The following is a 23369-nucleotide window of genomic DNA, read 5'->3' as shown; positions in this document are numbered from 1 at the left end:
GTTCACTCCCTCAAAGTATTCTATTACCTTTTTGTAAAACATTGATTCTACTGTTCCAGAATCATTCAAATGCATTTGAACCTCGCTTAACTTCTGAATTGGTACAAATAATTGTTTAAAAGCTGGACATGCTTCAAGATGATTCTCTACGTGTTTCGGATAGCCACCTTTAAAAACAGAAAAACGGTGTACCCCTTTTACTGGAGGTCCAACGTATATCAATTGCTGTTCATTTTCTTTTGTCTTTTTAACTGCCTCGTCAACCTGTTCGGTTGATGCAGTTTCTTTTTCTTTTGCCTTTTTAATTGCATCGCCAACATTTTCAGGCGATACCTTTTCAGATACTTCGATAGTCATCTAATACACTCCTATCCCAAGCTACTTGCGGTAAATTGAACTGTACATCCATAACACCATGCCACATAGGTTTCATTTGTTCTTCAAATAACGCTGTACTAATTTTTCCTGTCAGTACGGCTGCACCAATTACTTGTTTTTTTCCTAATGCAATTTTTATCCTATTCATGACATTTAAGGTGTCGCGCCAACCATGTTGCTCATCTTTGCTATATGTTCCAATAACTAATCTGAGTGTGGCGACATTCTCTTTATATTGTTCATCATCTTCATCTAGATAGCGCACAATGACAAATGGATACTCCTCTTGTTCTGTATCTCCACCTCTACGTGAAGATTTTTCTTTTGGAGGTAAATAGCCGTCATATACCGTAGGAGCTTTTTTGATATTTTCATCTTTAGTAGGTAGTCGTATCTCTTTCAGTTCCTCATTTAGAAATACAACTAACTTGTCTATTAAATCGATATTTAACATTTACGTCACGTCACCCTCTAAGTAATCTATTTAGCTCATGCTCTACACGTTCATCAAGCACCGTTTGGCCACGTTTAATTATTTCTTCTGCTATTTCATCTTTACTCATCATCTGCGCAATAGAAGGGCCGTGTAACCCTTTGATTGGCAATCGACTCTGACCTACACGAGTAAATACATTAACGTGTGAATTGCTCATTTTATTAACAAATCCATGTTTAATTACTTTTCGGCTACTGCCTTTTTTCACACGCGCTCGAACGATTACAGTGTCTGGTGAGTTAGGTGTAACATCAAATTTCATTAATGGCGTTACAGGACCACTTGCTCGAATTTGAGCAGATAAATTGCCAGCTGTGGCATTTCGTATTTTTATACGCTTTTTTACATCCTCAGATTTCACGATATAATTTTTACGTATTAACACACTACTTCTTGTTCTCGCAGCAGTTGCAGACCTGTTAATGGCTCTCACCAGTACTTTTTTTGTTTCTTTTGGTGTTTTTTCAAATAGTTGCTCAATTCTTTCAGCATTATCAACTCGGATTTGGATCATAACAAATCCCCCTTAGCCTTTGAAATTAGCCAACTCCATAATTTTCAGCACATCCTCGACTCGTCCTTCGATCAAAATGAATCTATCATTCGCACCTACTGTATAAGAGTGTTCATAGCGAATATGATTTTTGCGTAATTGTGGTTTTAATGGTGATGAAATACCTATTCCTTGCTTTATTTCGGTCGTTAATTCTTCCGAAATATCAACTACTTCGGAAATATTCACCCCTTTGTCATACCTATGTTTGCAATCCTCATCAAAAATTTCTTTGAAGTACTTCATCTTTTTACTGATGTTTTCAGGAGGTATTACAACCATTTCAGGTGATGGAAATACAGGGATATCCATCAAAACTCGTAACGGTAAATTATGTTTTAAACAATGGGTTGCATGTAATTCTAACTTTGAAAATTTCAAAATAATCCCTACTTTCTTTTATGATCACACTAAACTTCATTAGCCGATAAAACGATTTTAATAATACCCATATCTTCTGAGGATTCTTCTACGTAATATTCATTCCCATCTAAATCTAAAACACTACCAACTTTCGGGACGTAAAAATCACTACTTCTCACAAAAATTGTTTTAAAATGTGAAAACACTTCTTGTGCAGCACTTAGTTGGTCTTTCCCATAGCCTTTCAGTTCTTCAAGGCTAGTATCTTCAACTACTAAGCCTAACGTTTTCCCATCTAACTCATGTTCTTCTGCAAATTCATTGGCATTAAAAAAAACACTAGAAAGGTCTTTTTCTAATGCTTCTTTAAAATTCATATTTCCACGCTCCCTTAGTCCTCTAATTGATCTAAGAAATATGCAGATTTATCATTTTCCACGATTAAAGCAATAATATTTGACTTGCTAATATTACCTTTCCATTCTAGACCTTGTTGTTTAGCACCATCTTTTAACTCGTCTAAATCAAAGTTAAGGTCCAGCGTCTTTTCGATAGGTTCATCTTCCAGTACATTGGTTTCAGTTGGCTCTTTAACAGTTGGAATTACTTTCTCATCCTCTTTTACAACTGCAGTAACAACACCTAATTTTAAAAGTCTAGCACTCTCTTTTTCTGTTATTGCAGATTCTGCGAGAAAATCACCTAGATAATATCGTTCACCATTATGACGTAATGGCGATAGTACTTTGTATCCTCTCATACAAACCCTCCTAGACTACTTTTGAAGTTAACCATGCATCTACATTTCCTGGCTTTGGGATAGGACGAGATGCAAGGCGTACCATTTTTTGTTCATTCTGATGGTCTGCCCAAATTTTAGGAACTCGCTCACCCTCGTAAGTCATAAACTCGTCATTTTTCTCCATCTGTGTAATAGCACCGTATGCGAAGCCTGCGAAATTTTTCTTAGCTAGAATGACCGTATCAGCAGGGATATATGGTTTTTCTTCTCCATTATCATCTAAATACCAATCGTCATAAGTATAGATTTCAACCCCTAACCCTGGTAACTTACCAATGAAAGTTACAGCATCACTTTTAATGCTAGGTTCAATATTACCGAAATTCATATTCTTTTTATCAAACATTTCTTTGATAATAGGGTGATTAATAAATGCTTTTTCTGCATTTTCCCCAAGAAGTAATGTGTCTGGTGCTACACCTGAATTTTTTGTTACTAATTTTCTCCACTCTTTAATATCTTGGTACGGATTTGAAACATATTCTTCCTCAGAATTTTGAGTATAGTTATCCCATTTGTCAACACCTGATAAAGTGACACCTTGAGTAAAGTTAAAATCAAGTTCCTGTTCTACAAAGCTATCAGGACCTTCACCTGTGTATCCCTTCATAATAACCTTACCGTTAATCAATGTTTGAGCAGCTAACCACTCTTCACGACGGCTAATCATTTCATTTAATTCAATTAAATCATTCGCTAAGAGCTCCCGTGATCGTTGAGCAGGTGTTTTTGTACTAACTACACTTTCTCCAGCTAATCGCTTTGTAATATCATCAATTGTTAATGATTTTTGTGGGGCAATACGTGGGGCAGTGTATTTTTCAGTACGGTACCCATCACGTTTAATTGTTACACCACCGGTACGTGGTGCCACAAATGGTGCCATTTTTCGTTTACCTTTTGTGTAATCAATTAGAACATCTTCAGTTGGGAATGTTTCAGGTGTATTAAAAAAAGTGTCACGCAAGAATGTGTGCACTTTTGGCATTTGAGTAATAGCTTTTAAGATTGTAATAGTTTTATATAGTTCCATATTTGTTCCTCCTTAAATTGAACCCTTTAAATAAATTCCTTTAGTGCGTAAAACATCATAATGAACAGATACTTTATCTGTACCATCTGTAAGTAAAGCATCTGAATTAAATGATCCTGAAATATAGGTTTCAGCAAAAACAGCCTTCCCAGGCTCACTTCCTGTGTCAACGTCATCCGTCAAAATGGCATCTGCAAGAATTGGTGTTGTAGCCGTTGTACTAGCTACTAAGTATTCCCCGTCACCGTCTTTACCAATGATTGTGCCTTGTAATAAAAGACCTTGGTCAGCTTTTAATTTAGCTGATCCTGTTTGAATGGGGAATGAAGTATCATAGATTAAATTGTTTGGCTCATAAGAACCGACTTGACCATTTAACTTCATTATTGTTTTCCTCCTTTTGCAAAAATATTAGCTAACGCTTCAGCTTCTTTTTCTACCTCATCCATAGGATCAGATTGAACCGGCGCATTAGAACCAGGAATTTCGTTTAGTGGTGCAGCATCTTTTTGCATATTAATTAATTGATTTTGAGCTTGTTCTTTTTGAGCCTTTAAAGCATTAATTGCAAACTGTGCAGCTGGAATAGGATTTTCGTATTTCGCATTATTAACTAAGGCTTCATTGCCTGGCACTGCAATATCTTCAATTGCTTTGATTCTTGAGTTTTCAGCCTTTACACCTTCTGCATACCCCATATTCTTCACTTGCTCAAATAGTTCTGGATGTTCATTTTGTAACGTCTGTAAGTCCATAACATCATTTCCTCCATTATCTTTATTTTTATTTATTAAATTGTTAGCTTGATTTACAACATTCGCTGCAGGATCTCTTGCCATTTGTTGCCTTACTTTATCAATGACTTCTTGAGGTATTACGCTGTTAATACCTAAATCAGCAACCGCATATACTTCTTTTTCAAACATAATTGCATCTATAAATCCATGTTCTTTAGCTTGTTGGGCTGTCATCCATGTTGTTTTATCCATCATAATTTTTAATTCATCACTAGATTTACCTGTTTTTGCAGTATAGGAATTAATAATCGAGGCATTTACATTTTTCAAAAACTCACTATTATCATCCATTACTTGATAATCACCATGTGCACCATTTGCTGCATTGTGAATCATCATTTGTGCAGTAGGCGACATCATAACATTCGTTCCTGCCATTGCAATTACAGACGCAGCACTTGCAGCGACACCGACAATTTCGACATTAACTGTTCCGGCAAAAGATTTTAGGGCCGTGTAAATTTCAGAAGCACTAAAAACAGAGCCACCTCCACTATTTATCACAACTTGTAACTCTTTATGGTTGTTTTTAATAGCCTGGTCGATAGAGTTTATTACCTTTCCAGGGCTCACAGCTGGAATACTAAAATAATCGTAGATCCATTGATCACCATCGTTAATAACAGGTCCTTTAATTTCCACTCTCATTATTCTTTCTCTCACCTCCTTCATCTGATTTATCAGATTGAATATTTATATTTACAGGTGCATTAAAACCTGCTTCGTTTCGCAACTGTTCCTCACGTTTTCTCAATTCATGATTACGGAAGAAATCAGTTCCTGTTAATTCTTGTGCTTCTCGAGTACGAGTGCTCAAACCCGATTCAATACGTAAAATTGCTGCTTCTACTTCTTTTTTAGGATCTAATTGACCTTGTGTTGGTCCATTCCATTCTGCACTACAATATGCTTTTCGAATTAAAGGATCATCAAAGAAACCTGGTGCATGTATACGTCCTTTTAAAACTGCTTCAGCAAAAAACTCTTCATAAATAGGCTGACAAAAATTTTTTGATAGCCAGACTCGACGTTTTTTAAACATCTTCCACGCTTCAAGTAATGCACCTCTTGACGCTGAATAGGATGAAGTAAAGTGTTTCATTAATACTTCATAAGGAATCTCTAAGGCAACTCCTATTTGACGAAATATAGCTGTTGTAAAAGCATCAAAATTTGGATTTGGTCTACCTGGGTTAGATTCTTGAATTTTTTCGCCTTCACGAAGAAATGTGACTGAGCCATTTCCGATGTTTATTTTTGAATCATCTTCCTCAAAGTCGTTATCTTCTTCCCCAAAACCTCCACCAAACTCGTTTTGTGACGAAGCTTCAGTTGTAATAAATACTGAATACATACCACTTATTACAGCTGCCATTAATTCAGCATCTGTATATCGATCAATTTGTTTTAATCCTTCGATAACAGGCGCTAAAATCGGTATTCCGCGACGTTGTTCAGGACGTTCAATATCTAATAAATGAATAACATTTAAACGCCCAGTGAGTTTTCCATACTTTTCTACTCGTTTCCAATTATTCTGACCGGTCAAAGAACTATTTGGATGTTTATCTGCAATATGATAGGCAATGACTTCACCTGTAGAATCTATTTCTACGCCATTTATCAACCGTTCTTCAGTAAATGTATTGATAAATGGATTACATACTCTATCTGCTTCAATCAACTTCACTGTAAGTTCATACAGTGAGCCAACCCGTTTTTTATAAGGTAGAATGGAAAAACAGTCCCCAGAAGCTAAGGTTGATAAAAGTGCCAATTGTTGCAATTGACCGAAGTCACACATACGGTTAGCATCACAATTTTTAGAATCAGCCCAACATTCAAATTCGCGCTCAATTTTATCCTCTATAACTTCGGCTTCTTCTTGTGAAAGGCCTAAAAAATCGCCGTCAATTTGAGCATTTAATTTCAGCTCATAACCGACGACGTTGGTTACAATGGATTTTAATGATCCACTAGCGATAGGTGCACCCATATATAAATCTCTGGAACGTTCACGCATCGTTTCAACATTACGCTCTATATCATCAATTGGATCACTTAAAGAACTAATCCAACCTACGACAGAACGTTTTGTATCACTTGCAGCATGATTGCCATAGCCAGCAGAATTTACAGGTCCATTTTTTAAGGTAGTGTTCTCTCTTTTGTTACTTATAAAGTTTTTAACTTTTATTACACCTTGTTTAAAAATATCCATTATTCTCACCTACCTTCTAACAATCACGAGGAATAAATTGTTTTGTTCTTCGCATCCGTTTACCCTTTTGTACCATTTCAAGCTCAGCAACTTTATTTTCCCAATAGGTAATTCGTTTAGCGACTTCAGATAAATTGGCTTTTGTTAAACTTCTATTACTTATTGTGTAACTTTGTGCATTTGCAATAGTACGCTCTGCTTCTAGCCAAATCCTTAGATTTTCTTGAGCTTCCTCTAATGTAATAGCCATTAATAATTTACCTCCCTTACTCTTTTTCTTTTTTTCTTAACACCATAAATACCGGCGTATTCTTTTTCAAAGTTCGGATTTACTATTTCGATTGCTGCTGTATTATAGACACGTAAATCAAACGGTTCGTTCCGAGCGCGTTTCTTGACCCATATATGATAAGGTCTCCCTTTTTCATGACGTGTTTCCAGCTTCTCAGCTGTTAAACCAAGAAAATAATTTAGTTCATAGCCTTGTCCTTTTGGAAAATGACAATAGTTTGGACCTAATTCATCTACCTGAAGGCTAGAGAGAACGCGTGCCTTCCCATCATTAACACCAAGGCGAACAAGCAGTGTTTTCAATGGTTTTGGTCTTGATGTACCTGCTAAAAGTGGAATGTACTCACCTTTTACCGCACTTGCGCCCTTTATAGCATAAATTCGCCGTGCTTCCCGAGCTTTTGTAAAACGGTAGACCTCCTGTGTAAAGTGACCACCTGAGTCGATGCAAGTACAAGTTATGCCAAATTGTTTACCGTTTGCTTTGCTCCAACGTTTTTGGAGCCATAAATCAAGCTGTTGCCATGTTTCATCTTGTTTCAAATCTCCATATAAAACATGATATTCTATCCCCCATGACTCTCGACCAGCGCCCCAACCGACCACTTCAATTTCAAATCGATCGTCTTGGACGTCGACAGCAGCAGTTAGCACTTTTACCGGGCTTGGAACTTCGGCATCATATTTTTCACGACGTTCAAATAGAATATCTTCATCGACCGTTGTTCCTTGTTCTTCCCATGACTCACCTAAAACGGTGTTCTTCCATGTCTTCAACTTTTCCAGTCCGTCCCGTTTCGCTTCTAAAAAATCTCTAACTATTTTCTCCCACGTTACCCATGGACTGGCAAATTGGTTCAAATGGAAGCCACGACGGCGTGAATGTTTCTTTTGTGCAATCCATTTACCTTCAGCACGCTTCCATTCACGTTCGCTATGTAAACACCCACATTCATTACAAGCATGATTTACTTCATCCACAATGAATTCGTTATCCTCTGTTTTATGGTACTCGAATTTTATTTGCTCCCATTTCATTGGCTGGGATGTACTACATGACGGACAAGCGAATGACCACTGCTCCATCGTACTATCTTCATACAACTGCTCAATTCGTGAAGTACCCTTATCAAGTGGCGTTGACACATAAACATGCTTTCGATTAGATGGAAAAGTTGTTGTACGCATTTTTGCTAAATTAATAGGATCTCCCTCTTTACCAGCAGACACTGGATAACGATCTACCTCGTCACATAGCAAAATTCGAATTGGTCTACTTGATAAAGATTTAGCTGCATTTGCACCAACAATCGCAATGGAACCACCCAAAAAAGCTTTTTCATCTATTGTGTTACCTGCATTTTTTGCTACTTTATCACGTAATGCCTTGCTTGCTTGAATCATTGTGGAGAGCCTTGTTGTTGAGAAATATCGAATTAATTTTTTGTTTGGCAGCATGAACATAATTGGACATGGATCATAATCTATGTGATAACCAACCATGTTCAACATAAACTCTGTTTTACCAACCTGAGCTGATGCCATAATCGCTACTTCTTCAATGTCTGAATCTGTAATACAGTCCATGATTTCTCGCATATATGGTGCACGACTTGTACGCCAAGGACCCGACTCAGCAGATGTATCAGAAGTCAAAATACGATAATTATCGGCCCACTCTGAAACTGTTAAATTTGGACGTGGGGACCACAGTTGCGCTAAATCTTTAAATAAATCGATTGTTTTTTCTTTAACCAACTTATTCGCTACTTTCTTTTTCAAAAAGTTTAGGCGAATAATCTACTAAAACGTTTAAAGCATCTACGATTTCTTGTTTTAAAATTTGTTCAATCGTTTTAGAAGATTCACAATCCAACTGTGGGCTAATCCGTGTCGGTAATGACAATAATTTCGATTTAGCGCTTAAAATCATATCACCCATTACCAGGCGGACGTCTTCTGCAGCGTGTAATTGCCCTCGTAATTGCCGCACTTGTAATTCTGTTTTTTCTTTCTTTAGAATTTCATGCTCAGTTTTAACATCAACATGACGGGGCTTCCCTTCTTCCTCTTTACCACCTGAAGCATGCTCAATATAAGCGAGAATATTTTCCGCCATATTGTATTTTCCACGTCCGCATTGTGTGAGTACACCATCACGTGTTAACTGACGAATCCATTGCGGCGTTTTTCCTACCAATTTTGCAAATTCACTTGTTGCAATTTCAAAAGTAGTAAGGTTATCTACTTTCGCTTTTGATTTTGTCATATCTCACACCTCACTTTCGCTTTTATGCTTATATCCCCGCTTCATTTTCCAAAATATTAGATGAAGGATTTTTTTCAAAGTTGTCACTTTCAGCTCCCTCAAGCGAAAGCGAAAGTAAATTTTTTTTAATAAAAATAGACCACTTTTGGGGCTCGCAAGCCCCGCATGCAATAAGAGTCCTAGAAGAACCTAATGTTTTCCTATAAATTTTTCTTTTTACCATGCTTTTCCAGTTCCATTAAAGTATCAGCAACATCTTCTGCACTCTTGCTTGTTGTTGCACCCAGTCTCTTAGCAGTCACTTCTAACTTCTTGAACTCATTAGTAATCAATGTTCAGCCCTCCACAAATCATTAGTCGAAGATGTACGAAATACCTTCTGTACTTGTTGCAATAACATTAAAGATACGAACCTTGCTATTCATTACATGTACTAAGTCATCGCTATAAGCATTTAAATAGAACTGTTCTTTAGCATCGAATGATTCTGCTGGAACAACAATTGCTTCTTTAGTTCCTTCTGCTTCAACGCCGACAAAAACGAATGGTAGTTGCTTTTCTCTTGCTACTGAAAAAATATTAATTAAATCTTGTTTTGATAATTTATTTTCTGGCATGATATCGCCTCCACAATTCATAATGATTTGCTCATTAGCTTTTATAGTCTGTTTAGCTTTCGACTTTATATCTTCAAGACTGTATACCCTATTCATAACCCCACGATTAACGCCTACGATTATTTGATGGTTGATAGGATATACAGTCTTCAAGGCATAATAAAAAGCCGCAACTCGTAGTGAGTGCGACCTTTATCTTTTTAGTCCTCGTTGATTGTTAACTCGAAGACTACTGTATATCCTTTCGTTGTCCCTTCATCTAAAAAAGGGATTATCGAATGTAATACGTAACCATCTTCTGCCCAAGTATTAAGCATTTTAGTTAGATTATCACTATTATTACTACTACCATCTTCATAAATATATTTTGTTTCATATTCTTTTCTCATCACTAAATCACCTCCGCCCACACCTTATCATAAAGTGAGTGGAATTATTTGTCACTATTAGAAAAGTAAAACATAAAAGAGACTACCAATTTAGTAGCCTCACTAGTTGTATGCTATTTGCTTAATAAAATTATATTGGAGTACTTTACGCCAACAAGAAATTTTAAAGGCACCCTAATAAAAAGGTGCCTAAAATTAATACATTCAAATAAAATATTCATCAACTTCAAACATAAGAATTTTACTGTAGATTACATATTCAGTTCGTTTAGCAAATGGTCCCATATTCCAAGTTTTTAAGAATGGATATTGTTCTAAACCGGTTCCTTGGGTTCTAGCATTATACCAATCAATAAAAGCATTTAACTCTTGAGCAGAAAGATCATATTCCTTAATGACTTCATTAATTAAAGTGATTCTCAAAATTGCTCGTTCTGACTTTAAATCTAAAGAAAGGTCTTTATATAAATCCCATTCTATTACTTTATAATCCTCCCCTTTGCTACTTCCATCAGAATTCCAAATATAAGCTTTTTTTACACCGCTTATTCTTTTCGGAAGACTATATATTTGATTATCTCCAGGCACAAGTCTATCTTCTTGTGAATATAAGACAGCTCCATTTGCATCAAGAAAACAGAGATATACCGACTGACCTTTATAGTTTTCAATATAAACTTTAAATTTATCAATAACTTGCGGTGTTTCAAAATCATAGATTAAAAAATCAGATATACTTCCACTAGCAATTTCCTTTTTCAAGAGAAAACCAGTTGTACTATCGCCATCAGTTATAAGCATTGTTGTACCTAATGGATTCTTTGGATTTGTTCCATGCTTGACCGCCTTTCCCCCTAATAAAGATTGTAAGTTTTCTTGTTTTAATGTGTTTTCCATTTCAATTCCTCCTTAATTTAAAAACGGTACTCGTATTTAAGCACCCTTGATAATATCAATTTACTACACTTTTTTGCGAACTTCCCTGGTGTTAACAAGTTCATCTTATATATTGTATTTTTATTTTATAAATTAAATATTGTAGATCAAAATAAAAAAAGCCACACTCGATTGAATGTGACTTACTAAAGGATATTACTCTTCAAAAAAATCTGTTGTAAAAAATGGTTCAATGCCAACTTCTCTAAATAAATATTTCATTGGGTGACAAGCCTGAACCAAATTGCTGTTAGGAATCAATATTTTCTCTCGGAGCTCTTTAAATATATCTGATTTGATTTCAGGAAACCATTCTTCGAAGCTTAAACCTTTATCTTTTTCAATTAAGGTTAAGTATCTTACAATACGTTCAAACATGTAAGGAAATTCTTTTTCAATATTTTGATAGCAATCTAGTAGTGAAGATAAATAACTCTCGAAATTGTAATACTCAGTATCTAGTTCATCCTCATATTTTAGACGTTCTTTCTCTGGTTTAAAAACAACAGCCGATTTACTATACCAGTTTCCTAACATCGTTGTAAAAAGTAATAACGCATGTTTTCTAGTCTCTTTATCATCGTCATTAAAATATTTAAAGTATTCATCAAAAATAAAACCTTTTGCGGTGTCAAAATATCCAATTTCAATTCCAGAAATGGCTTCTTTAACTTTTTGAACAACTGTTTTTTCTGTCATAATTTAATCTCTTTCTATAATTTTATAAACTCTTTATATTATAGATAGTACTAGAATACCGGGAACATTGATACTAAAACCCAATCATAACTATTATATCCTCCCCAGGTGCTTCCTCGTTGGAGTACAACCCTAACCCTTTGTCCTTCATTAGACGAGTAGAATGTTTTTGTATATCGATTAGGCTTTTCAGTATCTTCAACCAGCTCGTCGGTTCCATTTATTACTTGCATAGCTGTTTTCATAGCATCGGATGGATAATGAGCATATTGGAATTGTGATTTCCAAGCACCATTTATATTAACTTCATTTTTCGTCTGAGTATTCGCATATTTCATATGTTTTTCATAAATGTGACAATAACCATAGTCTCTAAATTTTTCCACAGGCATTACTATTTTTGACCCTTTATCTGATTTACCTGTTTGATCTTTCCAACCAGTGGCTGCAACAGCATTTTTTTGTACAAAATTAATTTCTTTAGTTTTCGTTCCTGCGTCAAACTGGGTAAAAGCACTTGCGCCACAGAACGCTGAAGCATCTTTTTTTACTAATTCTGATAAAAGATCTTGATTAGCTTTTGCTGGCTCAATACCTATTAAGATAGTCAAAAATAAAGCTATCAATAATCCACTTATTTTTTTCATTTTTTCCACTCCTCTATTTTCTCAATATAATATTATTGTATATTTTTACATATTTTATTTAAATAGTATTTAATAACCGTTTATGAAATAACAAATATTTACAATTATTACAGTGGCTATATAACAATTTATTCCCACAAAAATACCTTCACCACATATGGATGAAGGTTATTATACTTAAGTAACTATTTTAGTTATATCAATTTTTTACAACAAAATAATATTTTTTATAACAAATAGTGACTTTTGTATCGACATTGATTTCTATTATTTCTTATAAAACCTTATAAATATACTAAAAGATTATGGAGTAAATTCTAAACTATTTAGACCCAACCAATCCTTTCAGCTGTTTTATCAATAAGGATGTTCCTTTTGCGAAGAACCTTGTTACGTGAAATATACAACTTGTCGGCTATATCTTCCCATTCGTAACAGCCATCCTTGTCCCAGTAGCGCATGTCTACGATTGTTCGCATATCCTCATCAAGCTCACCATATAGGCCTGCCACAGTATTTATAATTCGCTTTAAGTTTTGATAATAGGCATCGTTAGCTAATACCATAGCTTTCTTTGCTGTTGTATCAGAAATCGTATTACTACGACCACCTACCATTTCTCCACCTTGATTATTTGGATGCAACAACTCCCACTCACGGTATTGTAATTTCTTCTTATATTGCTCATATTCAATCCAATATTTCTCGATGTTCTGTATTTCACTACGCGATAACGTAGGCATGTGCAGCACCTACCTTTTGAATTTGTAATTATTGAGATAACCTTCTCTGTATAATGAACTAGTATTGAGGTTAAAAAAATTATTAGTACATAATTCTATTAACTTGAATATGCGGTCGCACGCTACTTACTTTTAAGTATCCCTTGTATATTTCATTCAATTACTCTTATAATTTAATTAACAACATAATTTGGAGGATAATATATGGTAAATCAATTTAGTTATCACGACTATCATCAACCTGTTTTCAAGTGTAGCAAATGCAATTTGGTTACATCCCATAAAACAATCTGTGTTAATAAAATAGGCGCGTTGACTACATTAGCAAGCGAATTAAGTCCGTCTTTGGACACGTTCGATAAACATTTACATCAAATCTTTCTTTCAACTTGTAATAATTGCTCTTCGAAAAGTATTTGGCTGAGATCTAAGTATGGGCATGAATTAAAAATTTTCCCTCCAGTAAGCACTAGTGAATTTCCTGAACCCCATTCAGATATGCCTGATCAAGTAAAAAAAACCTATAATGAAGCTGGAGAAATTCGTATGCTCTCACCTAGAGCATCAGCTGCGCTTTCTAGATTAGCTTTAGAACAGCTTCTAACTCATTTGGGCTATACTGACCCAACATTATACAAAAAAATCGAGTCATTAATAGCTCATGGTAACGTTGATACATATCTAGCTCAATCGTTAGAAGTAGTTCGAAACTTTGGTAATTCTGGTGCACATGCAGGTGAAATTCAATTAGATGAAGATCCATCCATAACTAATTTCTTACTAGAACTATTAAATATAATCGTTGACAGGCTAATTTCTCTTCCAAAAAGGACTGAAAAACTTTATAATTCTATACCTGACAATAAGAGAAGGTCTTCTCCTGCTCATAAAGTTACAAAATGAAAATAATATCCTTTAAGATGCTAAAGAGTGATTTAAATTTTTTCAAGTCACTCTTCTTTTAGGATAACTTTACTTTTTCCCTAACCTTACCCTGATCATAAAAGTTCATTCTCCTTGAGTTTCGTAATATATTTTCCGTTTTCACCACCTTCTTCGGCTGTTTTTGGGTATAAAAAAGAGAGCCTCAAAAACAGGCCCTCTATTCAATTTTTATTCAGTCTCGTTAGACTGTTGAGACTTCATCCATGCTCATTTGACCATCTGGTGCTTTGTCTTTCTCTGGTGGCGTAGTTTCCATTACCTCTTTCGGTGTTCCGTGGTGATACTGAACATCAACTAAGAAATAAACTCCGTTTTTATTAAACTTTTCAGTGATCTTGTGCATGTTCATTTCATCATTTTCTTTTGCAGCATTAACGATTTCTTCTGCTTCTTCTCTTTTGTAAGCGATCCATTGTTCTTTTTGCACTAATAATTTTTTCATGTTTTATTTCCCCTTTTCTTCTTTTCGTTTTTTACGTGCTTTTGCTAAATCTTCATGTGTAATCCAACCACCATCAATCTTTGAATAAGTTAAGAGAATTAACTCAAACGGATAACGGTATTCGAACAATTTTTTCTTGATTAGAAAGTCTTTTGTTGGCTGCCCTTTAATATCAATTACTTCAATTCGCCCATCAGGATAATGCACTTCGAAATCAGCTCTATAAATGATTGGCCTAACTTTTACACCGTCTTTTGTGTAGCCATCGAATATCGTGTAATTCTTTTGCATGATGAATTCGAATATTATCCCTTTATTCTGTAACTCTATTAGATGGTCATAATAATCTCGTTCCATTTTGCTATCAAACTTAATTCCGTCATGCTCAACCTTTTTGTTGTTGTATTTATTTCGTTTTTCTTTAATAGGTTCAATGTGAATAATGTGTTTGATAGTGCCAATCGATTGTCTAGCTTTAATCCGTGCTTTTACTTGATCCTCAGCATCTACAAATATTTCTTTATTTCCAGGTAATTTTTTATCGATGTACCTTACTAAAAACTTTTTCATTATTACACCTCTTTAGAATGGAAGATCATCTTCGGACACCTCGACAGGCCCTTTACTATTTGCAAATGGATCTTCATCTACCCTTGTGTAATTTTGCTGTACGTTTTGAGGCTGTTTATAGCCTCCTGATCCGTTTTGAGATATTGCCCCTCTATTTGTATCAGAACGTACATTCGAACCGTTCTGAGCGATTTCTGAGCCTTTATTTGGTTCTAAGAATTGAATGCTATCAGCAACAACGTCTGTAGTGTACACACGCTTACCATCTTGGCCCTCATAACTCCCTGTTTGAATACGCCCTTCAACGCCTATTAAATTACCTTTTCGTTGAAAGTTTGCTAGATTCTCAGCTTGCTTTCTCCAAGCAACACAACTAATGAAGTCGGCTTCTGGTTCTCCGTCCTGGCCCCTGAATGTTCGATTAACGGCTACTGTGAAGCGACATGTTGCAACTCCATTTGGTGTATAGCGCAATTCAGGATCTTTTGTTAAACGGCCAACTAATACAACGCGGTTAATCATTCTGTACCCTCCAAGCCTTTTAAAGCGATATTGTTGATTTTTTCGTATGCTGGGTTCATATCAATTAAACCTTTTGTGATTTCTATAATTTCTTGAAGTGCTTTTTGCTGTTTAAGCTCTATTTCATTTGTTTGAGTATTTTCAGACATTCATTCGCCTCTATCCTTTCGTAAAAATCATTGCTGTGGATGGAAAGACTAATGTTTCATCTTTCACCTGGCGTAATGATTTATTTTTTTGTTGTTCAGGAAACCAAAAGCTCATATCCATCTTGTTTGATATGTCGAATATCTTTGTGGGGATTCTTCCTAGCTCTGAATAGACATGGCCCTTTGCTGATTTTTCACTTTTAGCGAATATAATCATGTGCTGCTTGTTACCAAGTGGAACCGAATAAGTTTTGATCGTTTGCAAATTCAATTCATTGCGTTCTCTCATTTGCTTCACTTCTTCGTGGTTTATTAGATTCCAGTTGATATTGTTGGCCCGATCAGCTCCCTTTACGACATCGTTTTTTATTAGCCAGTAAATTGAGTAAGCAAGTAGTTCATCATCACACTTGATTGCATCAAGTAGTAACTCATTAAACGTCATTGGATAATTCCTAAAAACCTGTTATAAGCTGCTGTTACATTTCCGACTCCACCATTACGGTTTTTAGTTACGCAAAATTCGAATGGTTGCCAGTTCTGATTGTTTATCTCTCCGTTGTAATAACCCTCTCGATATAAGCCAATTATCATATCTGCGATTTGCTCTATCTCACCTGACTCTCTTAAATCCGAATTCATTGGTCTTTTATCAGGACGCGACTCGATACTTCTTGAAAGTTGAGACAAAACGATTACGTGTACCCCTAATTCCTTCGCCATTGTTTTTAGGTCATTCGTGATTTGTCCAATTTCAACGTTACGGTTATACCCTGGTTGTTCAGGTTTGATAATCGATAGATAATCAATCATTACTAAAAATTCGCAATCAGGATATTCGTTTTGTAATAACCTAACTTTTGATCTTATTTCAGAAACTTTTTGACCTGGTTTATCAAAGAATTCGAATCCACTTTCACTTAAATAACCTAAGTCTGCAGACCACTTCTGTTTTTGTTCTTCTGTTAGCAAGTTAAATAAATCTTTTGTTTTTCCTCGGTTAAATCCGACAGTAGATGGTATTAAACGTTTCAGGACTAATAATTCGGTTTCCATCTCTAAACTAAATACAACAGGTATGACACGCTTTTTGCCTTTTGTTGTGATATGTCTAAGGCCCGCGTTCTTTCCAATAGTTAAAATTACATCTGTTTTACCTACAGACGGTCTTGCTGATATAATCGTCAACTCTTTTGGTCTGAATCCCTCGATTAATTTATCAAGTTCCGTTATTCCACTCTCTATCCCTGTATCTACTTTTTTAGACTCACTAAACGGCATTTCGAAATACTTAACCAATTCGTTTTTAATACTCTTGCGGTCATCAATTCTCGTGGTGTCCAAGTCGGATAGCTTTTGAATAACCTCTTGCGCTGTCCAACCTTCTTGCAATCCGATAGTTTGTATCCTTCTTGTCTCTCGCTGTTTCCACTTATCCAACAACTCTACAACTCGACCATTGAATTTATCTAAATTAGAGTTATCTATACAACTCTTCAAGTAAGAGGCTCCACCAACAAATTCAGGTGTTTCATGCATTATCAATGTTACAAACTCTATTTGCTTACCTTCACTCACAAGCTTGTCTATAACAGAAATGATATTCACATTAATTTTGGATTCAAAGTGTTCTTTGTTAATACCTGACTCTTTTAGTAAAAACGGATGCTCGATGATTGTCCCGATAACAGACATTTCTAGTAAGTTATTTTGCATGTTATTCCCCCATGTTTAGAAGGTCATTTTCACTTATTCCATTAACGTAGTTTGGTAGATTAACTTCTTGTTGTTTGTTTTGTAAAATTACTTTCGGTTGTTCATTCAAATAACTTTCAAACTTTGTACCAAATAAAGTTTCTGGTCTTAGGTAAACAGACATTTTAGGATCTGCTAACCATTGAGTTGTTTTAATATCAATAACTTGTTTAAAATCATCTAATGTGAATTTCTCTTTAAACCTAGCTTTAATTAATGTTTGTGTTTTCTGTGATGTATGTTTATATTTCTTAATTGCTTTTTTGTTTAGGTAATCGATAATTTCTTTGTAAGGTATTGAGTCGGTTTTCTTACCCGACAATATATATTCTTTATCTATATCTTTATCTATATCTGTTGCGTGACGTCCCGTGACTGTCACGTGACTTTTTTCTTCAATTTCTAAAAGCTCATGATTCCTTGTTTTTTCGCGCTGTCTCTGCTTTCGTAGGCGATTTTGTTCACGGATTTTTTGCATACCATCAGTGTTTTGGTGCTTCTCCCAGTTGCTTATTAGAACCACTTCTTGCTCGTCTACTTCTAACATTTTGTAACGCTGCAGTATTTGAATGGCATATCTAACTTTTTCTGATGGCCTGTTAAAAATGATTGCCATTTCCTCAATGTTCATCGGGATATTTTCACCTAGCATGATAAATCCGTTGTAATTCGCTTTACCTGCGTAAGTAAGTAGCTTTATCCAAATGATTAAGATTGTGTCACCTTCGGGCATCCGTTCAATAAGCTTAATTTTTTCATTATCAAACATATCTGTTTTAATTTTTATCCAAGTGATGTCTGCCATTTTTGTATCACCTACTTCAAAAGAAACTCTATTTCAAAGGTATTTTTTAATTGCTTTGTCGCTCTACAATAGCCACATTTTTCACAACGCTTTGGCTCTTTATTGCCTGTTTTAGCTGCAATAATATTTGGTAGAAGTTCCTTTACATACTCCAACTCAAAATCGAATCGGCGTTTGTCAAAATCCAAAACTATTTTATCGGGCGGCGTTTCCTTCGTGACTGCTACAATGTACGGTTCATAATAATCTCCAGTGTTTTGAAAGATTATTTCACGATAAATAGCCATTTGCAGCACGTAATCATAGGCTCCAACAAATGAAACATACTCACTATACTTGTCGCTCCAATAACGCTTGCTAAGGCTCTGAGTAGTCTTTAAATCACTAAATCTTTTACGGTCATGATTTATTGCGTCAACTTTAATTTTCCAAAGGACACCAAATAATTCACCTGTAAAAATAACCTCTTTATCACCTTCTAAAGCAAGCATTGCGAAACGGTCATTTTTGATTGTTTTTATCATGGAATCGGCTTGCTTAAAATCAGCGTATTTTTTATCTCGCGTATTAAAAATAACGCTTTTGTTTTCTTCTACAAACTCGTTAAAAACCTGATCGCTTTCAAAAGCTGCATGTGTATAAGAACCTACTGCTAACGTTAGAGAGGAAGGGGGTTTATGCTCTCCCTTTAGCTCAGCAATTACACTAGCCTCACACTCCACTGCACTCTTAAATTGCGAGACTGACATATAATGCTGATTAGCTTCATTCGAGAAGTAATTTAGGTTGTTCAGATGGATTGTCTGCACCTGGGTTCACCTCTTCTTTTTGCGGCTCCTGCATTTTTTCGAACTCATTAGCTAGTGCGCTTGTTTGCTGCTTGCCAGTGTCCTTATTGAACCAATCTTCAACTTTAGAAACGTTGTCCTTTAATGAATCTCGAATGCTTGTAAGTTGAGCAAGATCAAACTCACTAAACGAACTAGCGTTATATCCAAAGTGTTCTTCGATCATTTCTTGTGTTACACCGTAGTTTTCCTTGAAATGGCTTAAAGCGCCACTTATTCGATCCTTTAACGGTTTCTCTGATTGGCCAGCTAATGTTAAACGGCATTGTTCTACAGCCATTTCAACCACATCACCAGGAATAACACCCAAAATACAAGCTCTTAATCTTCTAGCTCCATCACTAGCTACTCTTTCATAAATATCTCTTGGTTCAGTTAATTTAGTTAAATTGCCTCTCGCACTTCGTACATGCTTGACTGTGAATACTTTTTCCTGGCGTACATTTGTCTCAAGATCCCAACAAAAAGCCTTCGCAACAGATTCACCGTCTCGCTGTTCTAGCTCCTGAATACCGTAGGATAGGTTGCCCCAGTTTTGAGCTAAAACCTCAGCAAGTCGTATGGATGGCCCTTCTACTTTGGAAGAACCACGCTTATATGCATAAGTTGCTGTAGTTGCTAATGAAGGTCGTTTACAAGCATCTTTAATACGTTTTTCAGATTCAAAATAGTTTCGTGGGAATTGCTTTGCTAAGAAAATCGCACCTTTAACTTCTTCCATTTCACGGGAAGCACTTGATTGAGCTAATACGCTTTGCTGATCTATATTTGTCTGAACAGAATTAAACTGTGTTGTTAAATCGTTTGTCATTTTTCACCCTCCTGTGTTAAAATGTCTTTGTCATTTATAAAATTTTCACGCTCGCCATTGGTTGCACCCTTTGACGAGTTTTTTTGTTCCTCTAATTGGGCATTCTGTGCGTCTTCGATGTCTTGCCAGTAATCTGATTCACGATCATATTCTTCTGAGTGTGAGTATCCTGTACGCATGGAATCACCTACTTCAACTCAATCTCAGTGATTAGCTTTTTAGCTTCCTCTGTGCTTAGAATCAATTTGCCACCTAGTAGAACTAAATTATCGTCTGATACTTCGCCAGTAACAGCGCATGTCATATTAGGCTTGTACTTCTTTAAAATAACCTTGTCCCCATCGATAAAAATTTCAACTGCATCTTTAACATCAATGCCTAAAGTACGTCTTAACTCGATTGGGATTACTAAACGTCCTAACTCATCTACCTTACGAACAATTCCAGTGCTTTTCATTTGAAAATACCTCCTAGTTTTCAGCACGTTTACGCGCCAATGTTTTTAGTAAAGTTGTATACAATACATCTTCTACCAGTTCTCCTTCAATACTGTGGATGCCGAGTTTATTCAACTGCTCAATGACTGCTTTGCGTTTCAGTTCCTTCATCATTGGCATTTACGTAATAACCCTCCGTATATGCTTTGACCTCTTCTACTGCATCAATTAATCCAAGTACACGTTGTTGTTTAAGCTTGTACTTTCTTTGTTTTTTTGATAAATGGCTATCAAACGGTAAGTCTGGCTCACCTTCCATAGCATCAATTGCTATACCAGTTAGCTCACTATTTTCCCGTCCAACCATTTCATCAAGATGTTTAATTAGCCTGTTGTTGCCTTCCACAATTCTTGCTTCAAGCTCTGGATATTCCAATGCTCCTTCCAAATTGTTAATAGCTAAATGCGGACGTGTTTCGTATTGACTATCCTCCTTATCAACAAAGCAAGTCTTAGAGTTATCTCCATTGGTTGCATATACTGATTGAACTTTTCCTGTTTCACTATAATGAATTGATAGAACTGATAACTTTGTGCCTTTTACATTTAATACTGCTTGCATTTTTATTCCTCCTTATATTTCCTTTCTGCTAAACTATTGGTAGAAAGGTAGGTGACACTAACGTTGAAAATAACAATAATAATATTAATTTGCTTATACCTGTATTTGCGTAGATCCATTAGGAGTTTATATAAAATCAGAAAGATAGGAACCATATTGCAACTGTATGATTCATTTTTTAAAGCCGAAGAACATAATAAAAACCGAACATTTAATGATATTGCTAGAAAAAGACCTTTAATAAATGATTTACTTAACAGTTATTACTACTTGGCACTATCTTATGATGATTTTTACGATACAGAGAAAATCAAACAAACTTATTTTGCATTGTTAGAAAAGAGCGATGAGCATGAACATAACATTTTAAAGTTTCTACACCCAAAATATTTATTGAAGGATATTTTCTTCCTCCCTTCTTCTGTTTTAAGTTTTTTACTTAATCGAAGCTTTGAAAAATCTTCATTTTTCGTCAGTTGCTGCACATGGACAGCAACAGTGCTAATTTCTGCATACGCTACCGAAATCCGACTAGCTATTAACTCTGTAGTAGAAAAAATTATCGGAATAATATGAGCACTAGCAACAATAAAATATATATGGTGTGTAAAAAACGATGGTATTTATCTGCGAATAATAAGGAATTAAGTTTTTGCTCTAATACGGTAAACATCATATTTGCAACTGTTGCGTCCAGTTGATTTCGCTTTTCCTCACTCGTTGTTCCAGCAACTTGTGAGGATTTTTTATTGTCCTCCACACTCTTCATTCTCCTTTCATAGTTTGATAGTTTTACTTCTGACGTGCTGCTGCCCCTTTATTAATCGCATTGCTGATTAAAGCTAAACGTTGCTCAATCGGTAATGCTAACCACTCTGCTACTTTGATTCTCATTTTGTTCACCTACCCTTTAAAAATTGTGTAAAAATTGTCTTCCAAAAACTGAGACATCTTAGAAGCTAAGAAACTCCATTTTTCGCCTTTCGCTTTCGGATAATAAACAAACCCACCTTGCGAGACATCTAACTGTCTTTTGAATTTTTGCGGATATAATACATTTTCTTTAATCCACACTTGCTTTTTACCAATACGATTTTCCAAGTCACTCATTGTCCAATAGACACCATGGAGAGAATGATTTTGTAATTCTTCGTATTCAATTCGATTTATTAGCACATAATTTTCAGGTACAGGAACAGTTAAATTAACTTGAAGTTGTTGCATTTAACTCACTCCCAGCAATTTTTGAATCTTCTCTTTACCACTTTCGAAGTAACGGAATGACTCAACTTGTTTATTGCTGTATCTTGCTTTATCTAAAGCGAAGTAGCCATATACGTCTGTTTTAAGGTTATGAGCGTTAGCTAGTTTCCCAATTTTTTGAGCAGAAACACCAAACATTCCACCTAATTCTGTAGCTGTATATGATTTTTCAACTTCTGGACGATGCTCTATTGCTTTGTCTCCTAAAACTTCTAAAGCATTAATCTGTAATAACTCAACTGCGATTGGCGATAACGTTTTATTCTTTTGCATATCCAAGACAAGTTTTGCTTGTCGTGTGCGACTGTTATTCAACATTGCCTCAGCACGCATACGTTGGATTTCCAACTTGGCATCTTCTGATTGAGGTTGAACAAGTACCGCCTCACCCTTACGTAATGCTTTCAAAGTTTTACGGACAAACGCTCGGAATAATTTTGCTTTAGGTTGCTGTGAAAGCATTGTGACTTCATAAATACCATCTTCCGAAAAAATCCTGCGATCACGTCTTACTTGGCGCTTTCCTTCAACCACTGACAACTTGTGGGTAGTTGAAAATTCAACATCTTTTAAATATCCATTTCGTGAAATGATTTGCTCAATACCATTTTTATCAGAGTATTCTAAGGCTTGTGCAAGTTGGTCGATTGTCATAAACACATCACCATTATCATTCTGATAAAAATCACAAGATACACTGTTAAACATTTCACTTTTAATGATCTGAAATTGCATTTTAATCACCTCATATAATTTTGATACTTATAAATTACTTAATCCCAAACATCTGAATAATTTTAAGAATTAGTTCATTAGCACGTGGACCTGTTTTTTTACCTGTTAAAACCTCTTGAATATACACTGGCGTTTTATTAACCATTAGCCCAAGTTGTTCATACGTGATGTTTTTACTTTCCTTAAATTCAAGGATTTTACCGCGAGCTTCTTTAGTTTCAGGCATGTTAT

At 35.5% G+C, this 23369-nt stretch carries 38 protein-coding genes; 2 read left to right on the top strand and 36 right to left on the bottom strand.

The window, feature by feature from the left end:
- The 20 genes from AC3WSK_RS06205 to AC3WSK_RS06110 all read right to left on the bottom strand — a co-directional run.
- On the bottom strand, positions 1–357 hold a 357-nt coding region (locus AC3WSK_RS06205; protein WP_492534991.1), incomplete at its 3' end, for a hypothetical protein.
- The gene (locus tag AC3WSK_RS06200) at positions 338–832 is read right to left on the bottom strand and encodes a hypothetical protein (RefSeq protein WP_492413572.1); all 495 of its coding nucleotides are present in this window, start codon (positions 830–832) and stop codon (positions 338–340) included. The genes AC3WSK_RS06205 and AC3WSK_RS06200, both read right to left, overlap by 20 nt.
- Positions 833–842: 10 nt before the next feature.
- Complete coding sequence (locus tag AC3WSK_RS06195) at positions 843–1388, bottom strand: phage tail protein (protein ID WP_492413574.1); 546 nt, start codon at positions 1386–1388, stop codon at positions 843–845.
- A 12-nt stretch (positions 1389–1400) separates the two neighbouring features.
- Positions 1401–1808, bottom strand: coding sequence for a hypothetical protein (locus AC3WSK_RS06190; RefSeq protein WP_492413576.1), 408 nt, complete (start codon positions 1806–1808; stop codon positions 1401–1403).
- A 29-nt stretch (positions 1809–1837) separates the two neighbouring features.
- Entirely contained in the window at positions 1838–2167 is a 330-nt protein-coding gene (locus AC3WSK_RS06185) for a hypothetical protein (RefSeq protein ID WP_492413578.1), read from the bottom strand.
- A 14-nt stretch (positions 2168–2181) separates the two neighbouring features.
- Positions 2182–2550 carry a hypothetical protein gene (locus AC3WSK_RS06180; protein WP_492413580.1) on the bottom strand — a complete coding sequence of 123 codons (369 nt, stop codon included), beginning with the start codon at positions 2548–2550 and terminating at the stop codon, positions 2182–2184.
- 10 nt (positions 2551–2560) lie between these two features.
- Positions 2561–3625, bottom strand: coding sequence for a major capsid protein (locus AC3WSK_RS06175; protein WP_492413582.1), 1065 nt, complete (start codon positions 3623–3625; stop codon positions 2561–2563).
- A 12-nt stretch (positions 3626–3637) separates the two neighbouring features.
- Positions 3638–4009, bottom strand: coding sequence for a head decoration protein (locus tag AC3WSK_RS06170; RefSeq protein WP_492413584.1), 372 nt, complete (start codon positions 4007–4009; stop codon positions 3638–3640).
- A complete protein-coding gene (locus tag AC3WSK_RS06165; RefSeq protein WP_492413586.1) occupies positions 4009–5070 on the bottom strand; it encodes a head maturation protease, ClpP-related in 1062 nt (353 codons plus the stop codon). The genes AC3WSK_RS06170 and AC3WSK_RS06165 overlap by 1 nt, the downstream gene beginning before the upstream one ends.
- Entirely contained in the window at positions 5054–6643 is a 1590-nt protein-coding gene (locus AC3WSK_RS06160; protein WP_492413588.1) for a phage portal protein, read from the bottom strand. The genes AC3WSK_RS06165 and AC3WSK_RS06160 overlap by 17 nt, the downstream gene beginning before the upstream one ends.
- A 16-nt stretch (positions 6644–6659) precedes the next feature.
- Entirely contained in the window at positions 6660–6893 is a 234-nt protein-coding gene (locus tag AC3WSK_RS06155; protein WP_492413590.1) for a DUF6148 family protein, read from the bottom strand.
- Complete coding sequence (locus AC3WSK_RS06150) at positions 6893–8692, bottom strand: phage terminase large subunit family protein (RefSeq protein WP_492413592.1); 1800 nt, start codon at positions 8690–8692, stop codon at positions 6893–6895. Before AC3WSK_RS06150 ends, AC3WSK_RS06155 begins: the two co-directional genes overlap by 1 nt.
- A 1-nt stretch (position 8693) precedes the next feature.
- Positions 8694–9203: a hypothetical protein gene (locus AC3WSK_RS06145; protein WP_492413594.1), complete on the bottom strand. Its 510-nt coding sequence runs from the start codon at positions 9201–9203 to the stop codon at positions 8694–8696.
- A 200-nt stretch (positions 9204–9403) separates the two neighbouring features.
- Positions 9404–9535, bottom strand: a complete 132-nt coding sequence (locus tag AC3WSK_RS06140) for a hypothetical protein (RefSeq protein WP_492413596.1) — start codon at positions 9533–9535, stop codon at positions 9404–9406.
- Between the two features lie 21 nt (positions 9536–9556).
- A complete protein-coding gene (locus AC3WSK_RS06135) occupies positions 9557–9820 on the bottom strand; it encodes a hypothetical protein (protein WP_492413598.1) in 264 nt (87 codons plus the stop codon).
- Positions 9821–10020: 200 nt separating this feature from the next.
- Positions 10021–10209, bottom strand: coding sequence for a hypothetical protein (locus AC3WSK_RS06130; RefSeq protein WP_492413600.1), 189 nt, complete (start codon positions 10207–10209; stop codon positions 10021–10023).
- Positions 10210–10413: 204 nt separating this feature from the next.
- Positions 10414–11106 carry a hypothetical protein gene (locus tag AC3WSK_RS06125; protein ID WP_492413602.1) on the bottom strand — a complete coding sequence of 231 codons (693 nt, stop codon included), beginning with the start codon at positions 11104–11106 and terminating at the stop codon, positions 10414–10416.
- Positions 11107–11301: 195 nt separating this feature from the next.
- On the bottom strand, positions 11302–11844 hold the full coding sequence (locus AC3WSK_RS06120; protein ID WP_492413604.1) for a hypothetical protein: 543 nt from the start codon (positions 11842–11844) through the stop codon (positions 11302–11304).
- Positions 11845–11894: 50 nt separating this feature from the next.
- Positions 11895–12491: a hypothetical protein gene (locus AC3WSK_RS06115; protein ID WP_492413606.1), complete on the bottom strand. Its 597-nt coding sequence runs from the start codon at positions 12489–12491 to the stop codon at positions 11895–11897.
- Between the two features lie 326 nt (positions 12492–12817).
- The gene (locus AC3WSK_RS06110; RefSeq protein WP_492413608.1) at positions 12818–13234 is read right to left on the bottom strand and encodes a DUF722 domain-containing protein; all 417 of its coding nucleotides are present in this window, start codon (positions 13232–13234) and stop codon (positions 12818–12820) included.
- 204 nt (positions 13235–13438) lie between these two features.
- Between AC3WSK_RS06110 and AC3WSK_RS06105 the strand changes: the two genes are divergently transcribed.
- A complete protein-coding gene (locus tag AC3WSK_RS06105; protein WP_492413610.1) occupies positions 13439–14137 on the top strand; it encodes a DUF4145 domain-containing protein in 699 nt (232 codons plus the stop codon).
- A 223-nt stretch (positions 14138–14360) separates the two neighbouring features.
- Here the strand turns inward: AC3WSK_RS06105 and AC3WSK_RS06100 are convergent, their stop codons facing one another.
- From AC3WSK_RS06100 to AC3WSK_RS06045, 12 genes are all read right to left on the bottom strand, one after another.
- Positions 14361–14621 carry a hypothetical protein gene (locus tag AC3WSK_RS06100; protein WP_492413612.1) on the bottom strand — a complete coding sequence of 87 codons (261 nt, stop codon included), beginning with the start codon at positions 14619–14621 and terminating at the stop codon, positions 14361–14363.
- Between the two features lie 3 nt (positions 14622–14624).
- Complete coding sequence (locus AC3WSK_RS06095; RefSeq protein ID WP_492413614.1) at positions 14625–15191, bottom strand: DUF1064 domain-containing protein; 567 nt, start codon at positions 15189–15191, stop codon at positions 14625–14627.
- A 12-nt stretch (positions 15192–15203) separates the two neighbouring features.
- The gene (ssb, locus tag AC3WSK_RS06090; protein ID WP_492413616.1) at positions 15204–15713 is read right to left on the bottom strand and encodes a single-stranded DNA-binding protein; all 510 of its coding nucleotides are present in this window, start codon (positions 15711–15713) and stop codon (positions 15204–15206) included.
- Positions 15710–15862: a hypothetical protein gene (locus AC3WSK_RS06085; protein WP_492413618.1), complete on the bottom strand. Its 153-nt coding sequence runs from the start codon at positions 15860–15862 to the stop codon at positions 15710–15712. Before AC3WSK_RS06085 ends, ssb begins: the two co-directional genes overlap by 4 nt.
- 10 nt (positions 15863–15872) lie before the next feature.
- Positions 15873–16307, bottom strand: a complete 435-nt coding sequence (locus AC3WSK_RS06080; RefSeq protein WP_492413620.1) for a hypothetical protein — start codon at positions 16305–16307, stop codon at positions 15873–15875.
- The gene (locus tag AC3WSK_RS06075; RefSeq protein WP_492413622.1) at positions 16304–17578 is read right to left on the bottom strand and encodes a replicative DNA helicase; all 1275 of its coding nucleotides are present in this window, start codon (positions 17576–17578) and stop codon (positions 16304–16306) included. The genes AC3WSK_RS06080 and AC3WSK_RS06075 overlap by 4 nt, the downstream gene beginning before the upstream one ends.
- A 1-nt stretch (position 17579) precedes the next feature.
- Positions 17580–18422, bottom strand: coding sequence for a phage replisome organizer N-terminal domain-containing protein (locus AC3WSK_RS06070; protein WP_492413624.1), 843 nt, complete (start codon positions 18420–18422; stop codon positions 17580–17582).
- A gap of 11 nt (positions 18423–18433) precedes the next feature.
- Positions 18434–19231: a PD-(D/E)XK nuclease-like domain-containing protein gene (locus AC3WSK_RS06065; protein ID WP_492413626.1), complete on the bottom strand. Its 798-nt coding sequence runs from the start codon at positions 19229–19231 to the stop codon at positions 18434–18436.
- Positions 19188–20081, bottom strand: coding sequence for a hypothetical protein (locus tag AC3WSK_RS06060; protein WP_492413628.1), 894 nt, complete (start codon positions 20079–20081; stop codon positions 19188–19190). The genes AC3WSK_RS06065 and AC3WSK_RS06060 overlap by 44 nt, the downstream gene beginning before the upstream one ends.
- Positions 20078–20260: a hypothetical protein gene (locus AC3WSK_RS06055; RefSeq protein WP_492413630.1), complete on the bottom strand. Its 183-nt coding sequence runs from the start codon at positions 20258–20260 to the stop codon at positions 20078–20080. Before AC3WSK_RS06055 ends, AC3WSK_RS06060 begins: the two co-directional genes overlap by 4 nt.
- An 8-nt stretch (positions 20261–20268) precedes the next feature.
- Positions 20269–20538: a transition state genes transcriptional regulator AbrB gene (gene abrB, locus AC3WSK_RS06050; protein ID WP_492413632.1), complete on the bottom strand. Its 270-nt coding sequence runs from the start codon at positions 20536–20538 to the stop codon at positions 20269–20271.
- Between the two features lie 119 nt (positions 20539–20657).
- Positions 20658–21140, bottom strand: coding sequence for a hypothetical protein (locus AC3WSK_RS06045; protein ID WP_492413634.1), 483 nt, complete (start codon positions 21138–21140; stop codon positions 20658–20660).
- Positions 21141–21296: 156 nt separating this feature from the next.
- Here AC3WSK_RS06045 and AC3WSK_RS06040 point away from each other — a divergent pair, with 156 nt between their 5' ends.
- Positions 21297–21716 carry a hypothetical protein gene (locus AC3WSK_RS06040; protein ID WP_492413636.1) on the top strand — a complete coding sequence of 140 codons (420 nt, stop codon included), beginning with the start codon at positions 21297–21299 and terminating at the stop codon, positions 21714–21716.
- On the opposite strand, the gene AC3WSK_RS06035 is transcribed toward AC3WSK_RS06040, so the two are convergent.
- The 4 genes from AC3WSK_RS06035 to AC3WSK_RS06020 form a co-directional block, all read right to left on the bottom strand.
- Positions 21700–21900: a hypothetical protein gene (locus AC3WSK_RS06035; RefSeq protein WP_492413638.1), complete on the bottom strand. Its 201-nt coding sequence runs from the start codon at positions 21898–21900 to the stop codon at positions 21700–21702. The two genes, AC3WSK_RS06040 and AC3WSK_RS06035, sit on opposite strands and share 17 nt — an antisense overlap.
- Positions 21901–22043: 143 nt before the next feature.
- A complete protein-coding gene (locus tag AC3WSK_RS06030) occupies positions 22044–22364 on the bottom strand; it encodes a DUF771 domain-containing protein (RefSeq protein WP_492413640.1) in 321 nt (106 codons plus the stop codon).
- Positions 22365–23138, bottom strand: a complete 774-nt coding sequence (locus AC3WSK_RS06025; RefSeq protein ID WP_492413642.1) for a BRO family protein — start codon at positions 23136–23138, stop codon at positions 22365–22367.
- Between the two features lie 34 nt (positions 23139–23172).
- The gene (locus tag AC3WSK_RS06020; RefSeq protein WP_492413644.1) at positions 23173–23364 is read right to left on the bottom strand and encodes a hypothetical protein; all 192 of its coding nucleotides are present in this window, start codon (positions 23362–23364) and stop codon (positions 23173–23175) included.
- Positions 23365–23369 lie beyond the last annotated feature (5 nt).

Source organism: Lysinibacillus sp. EB271-A1-10B (assembly GCF_058791335.1).
This window is presented reverse-complemented; position numbering and strand designations above follow the sequence as displayed.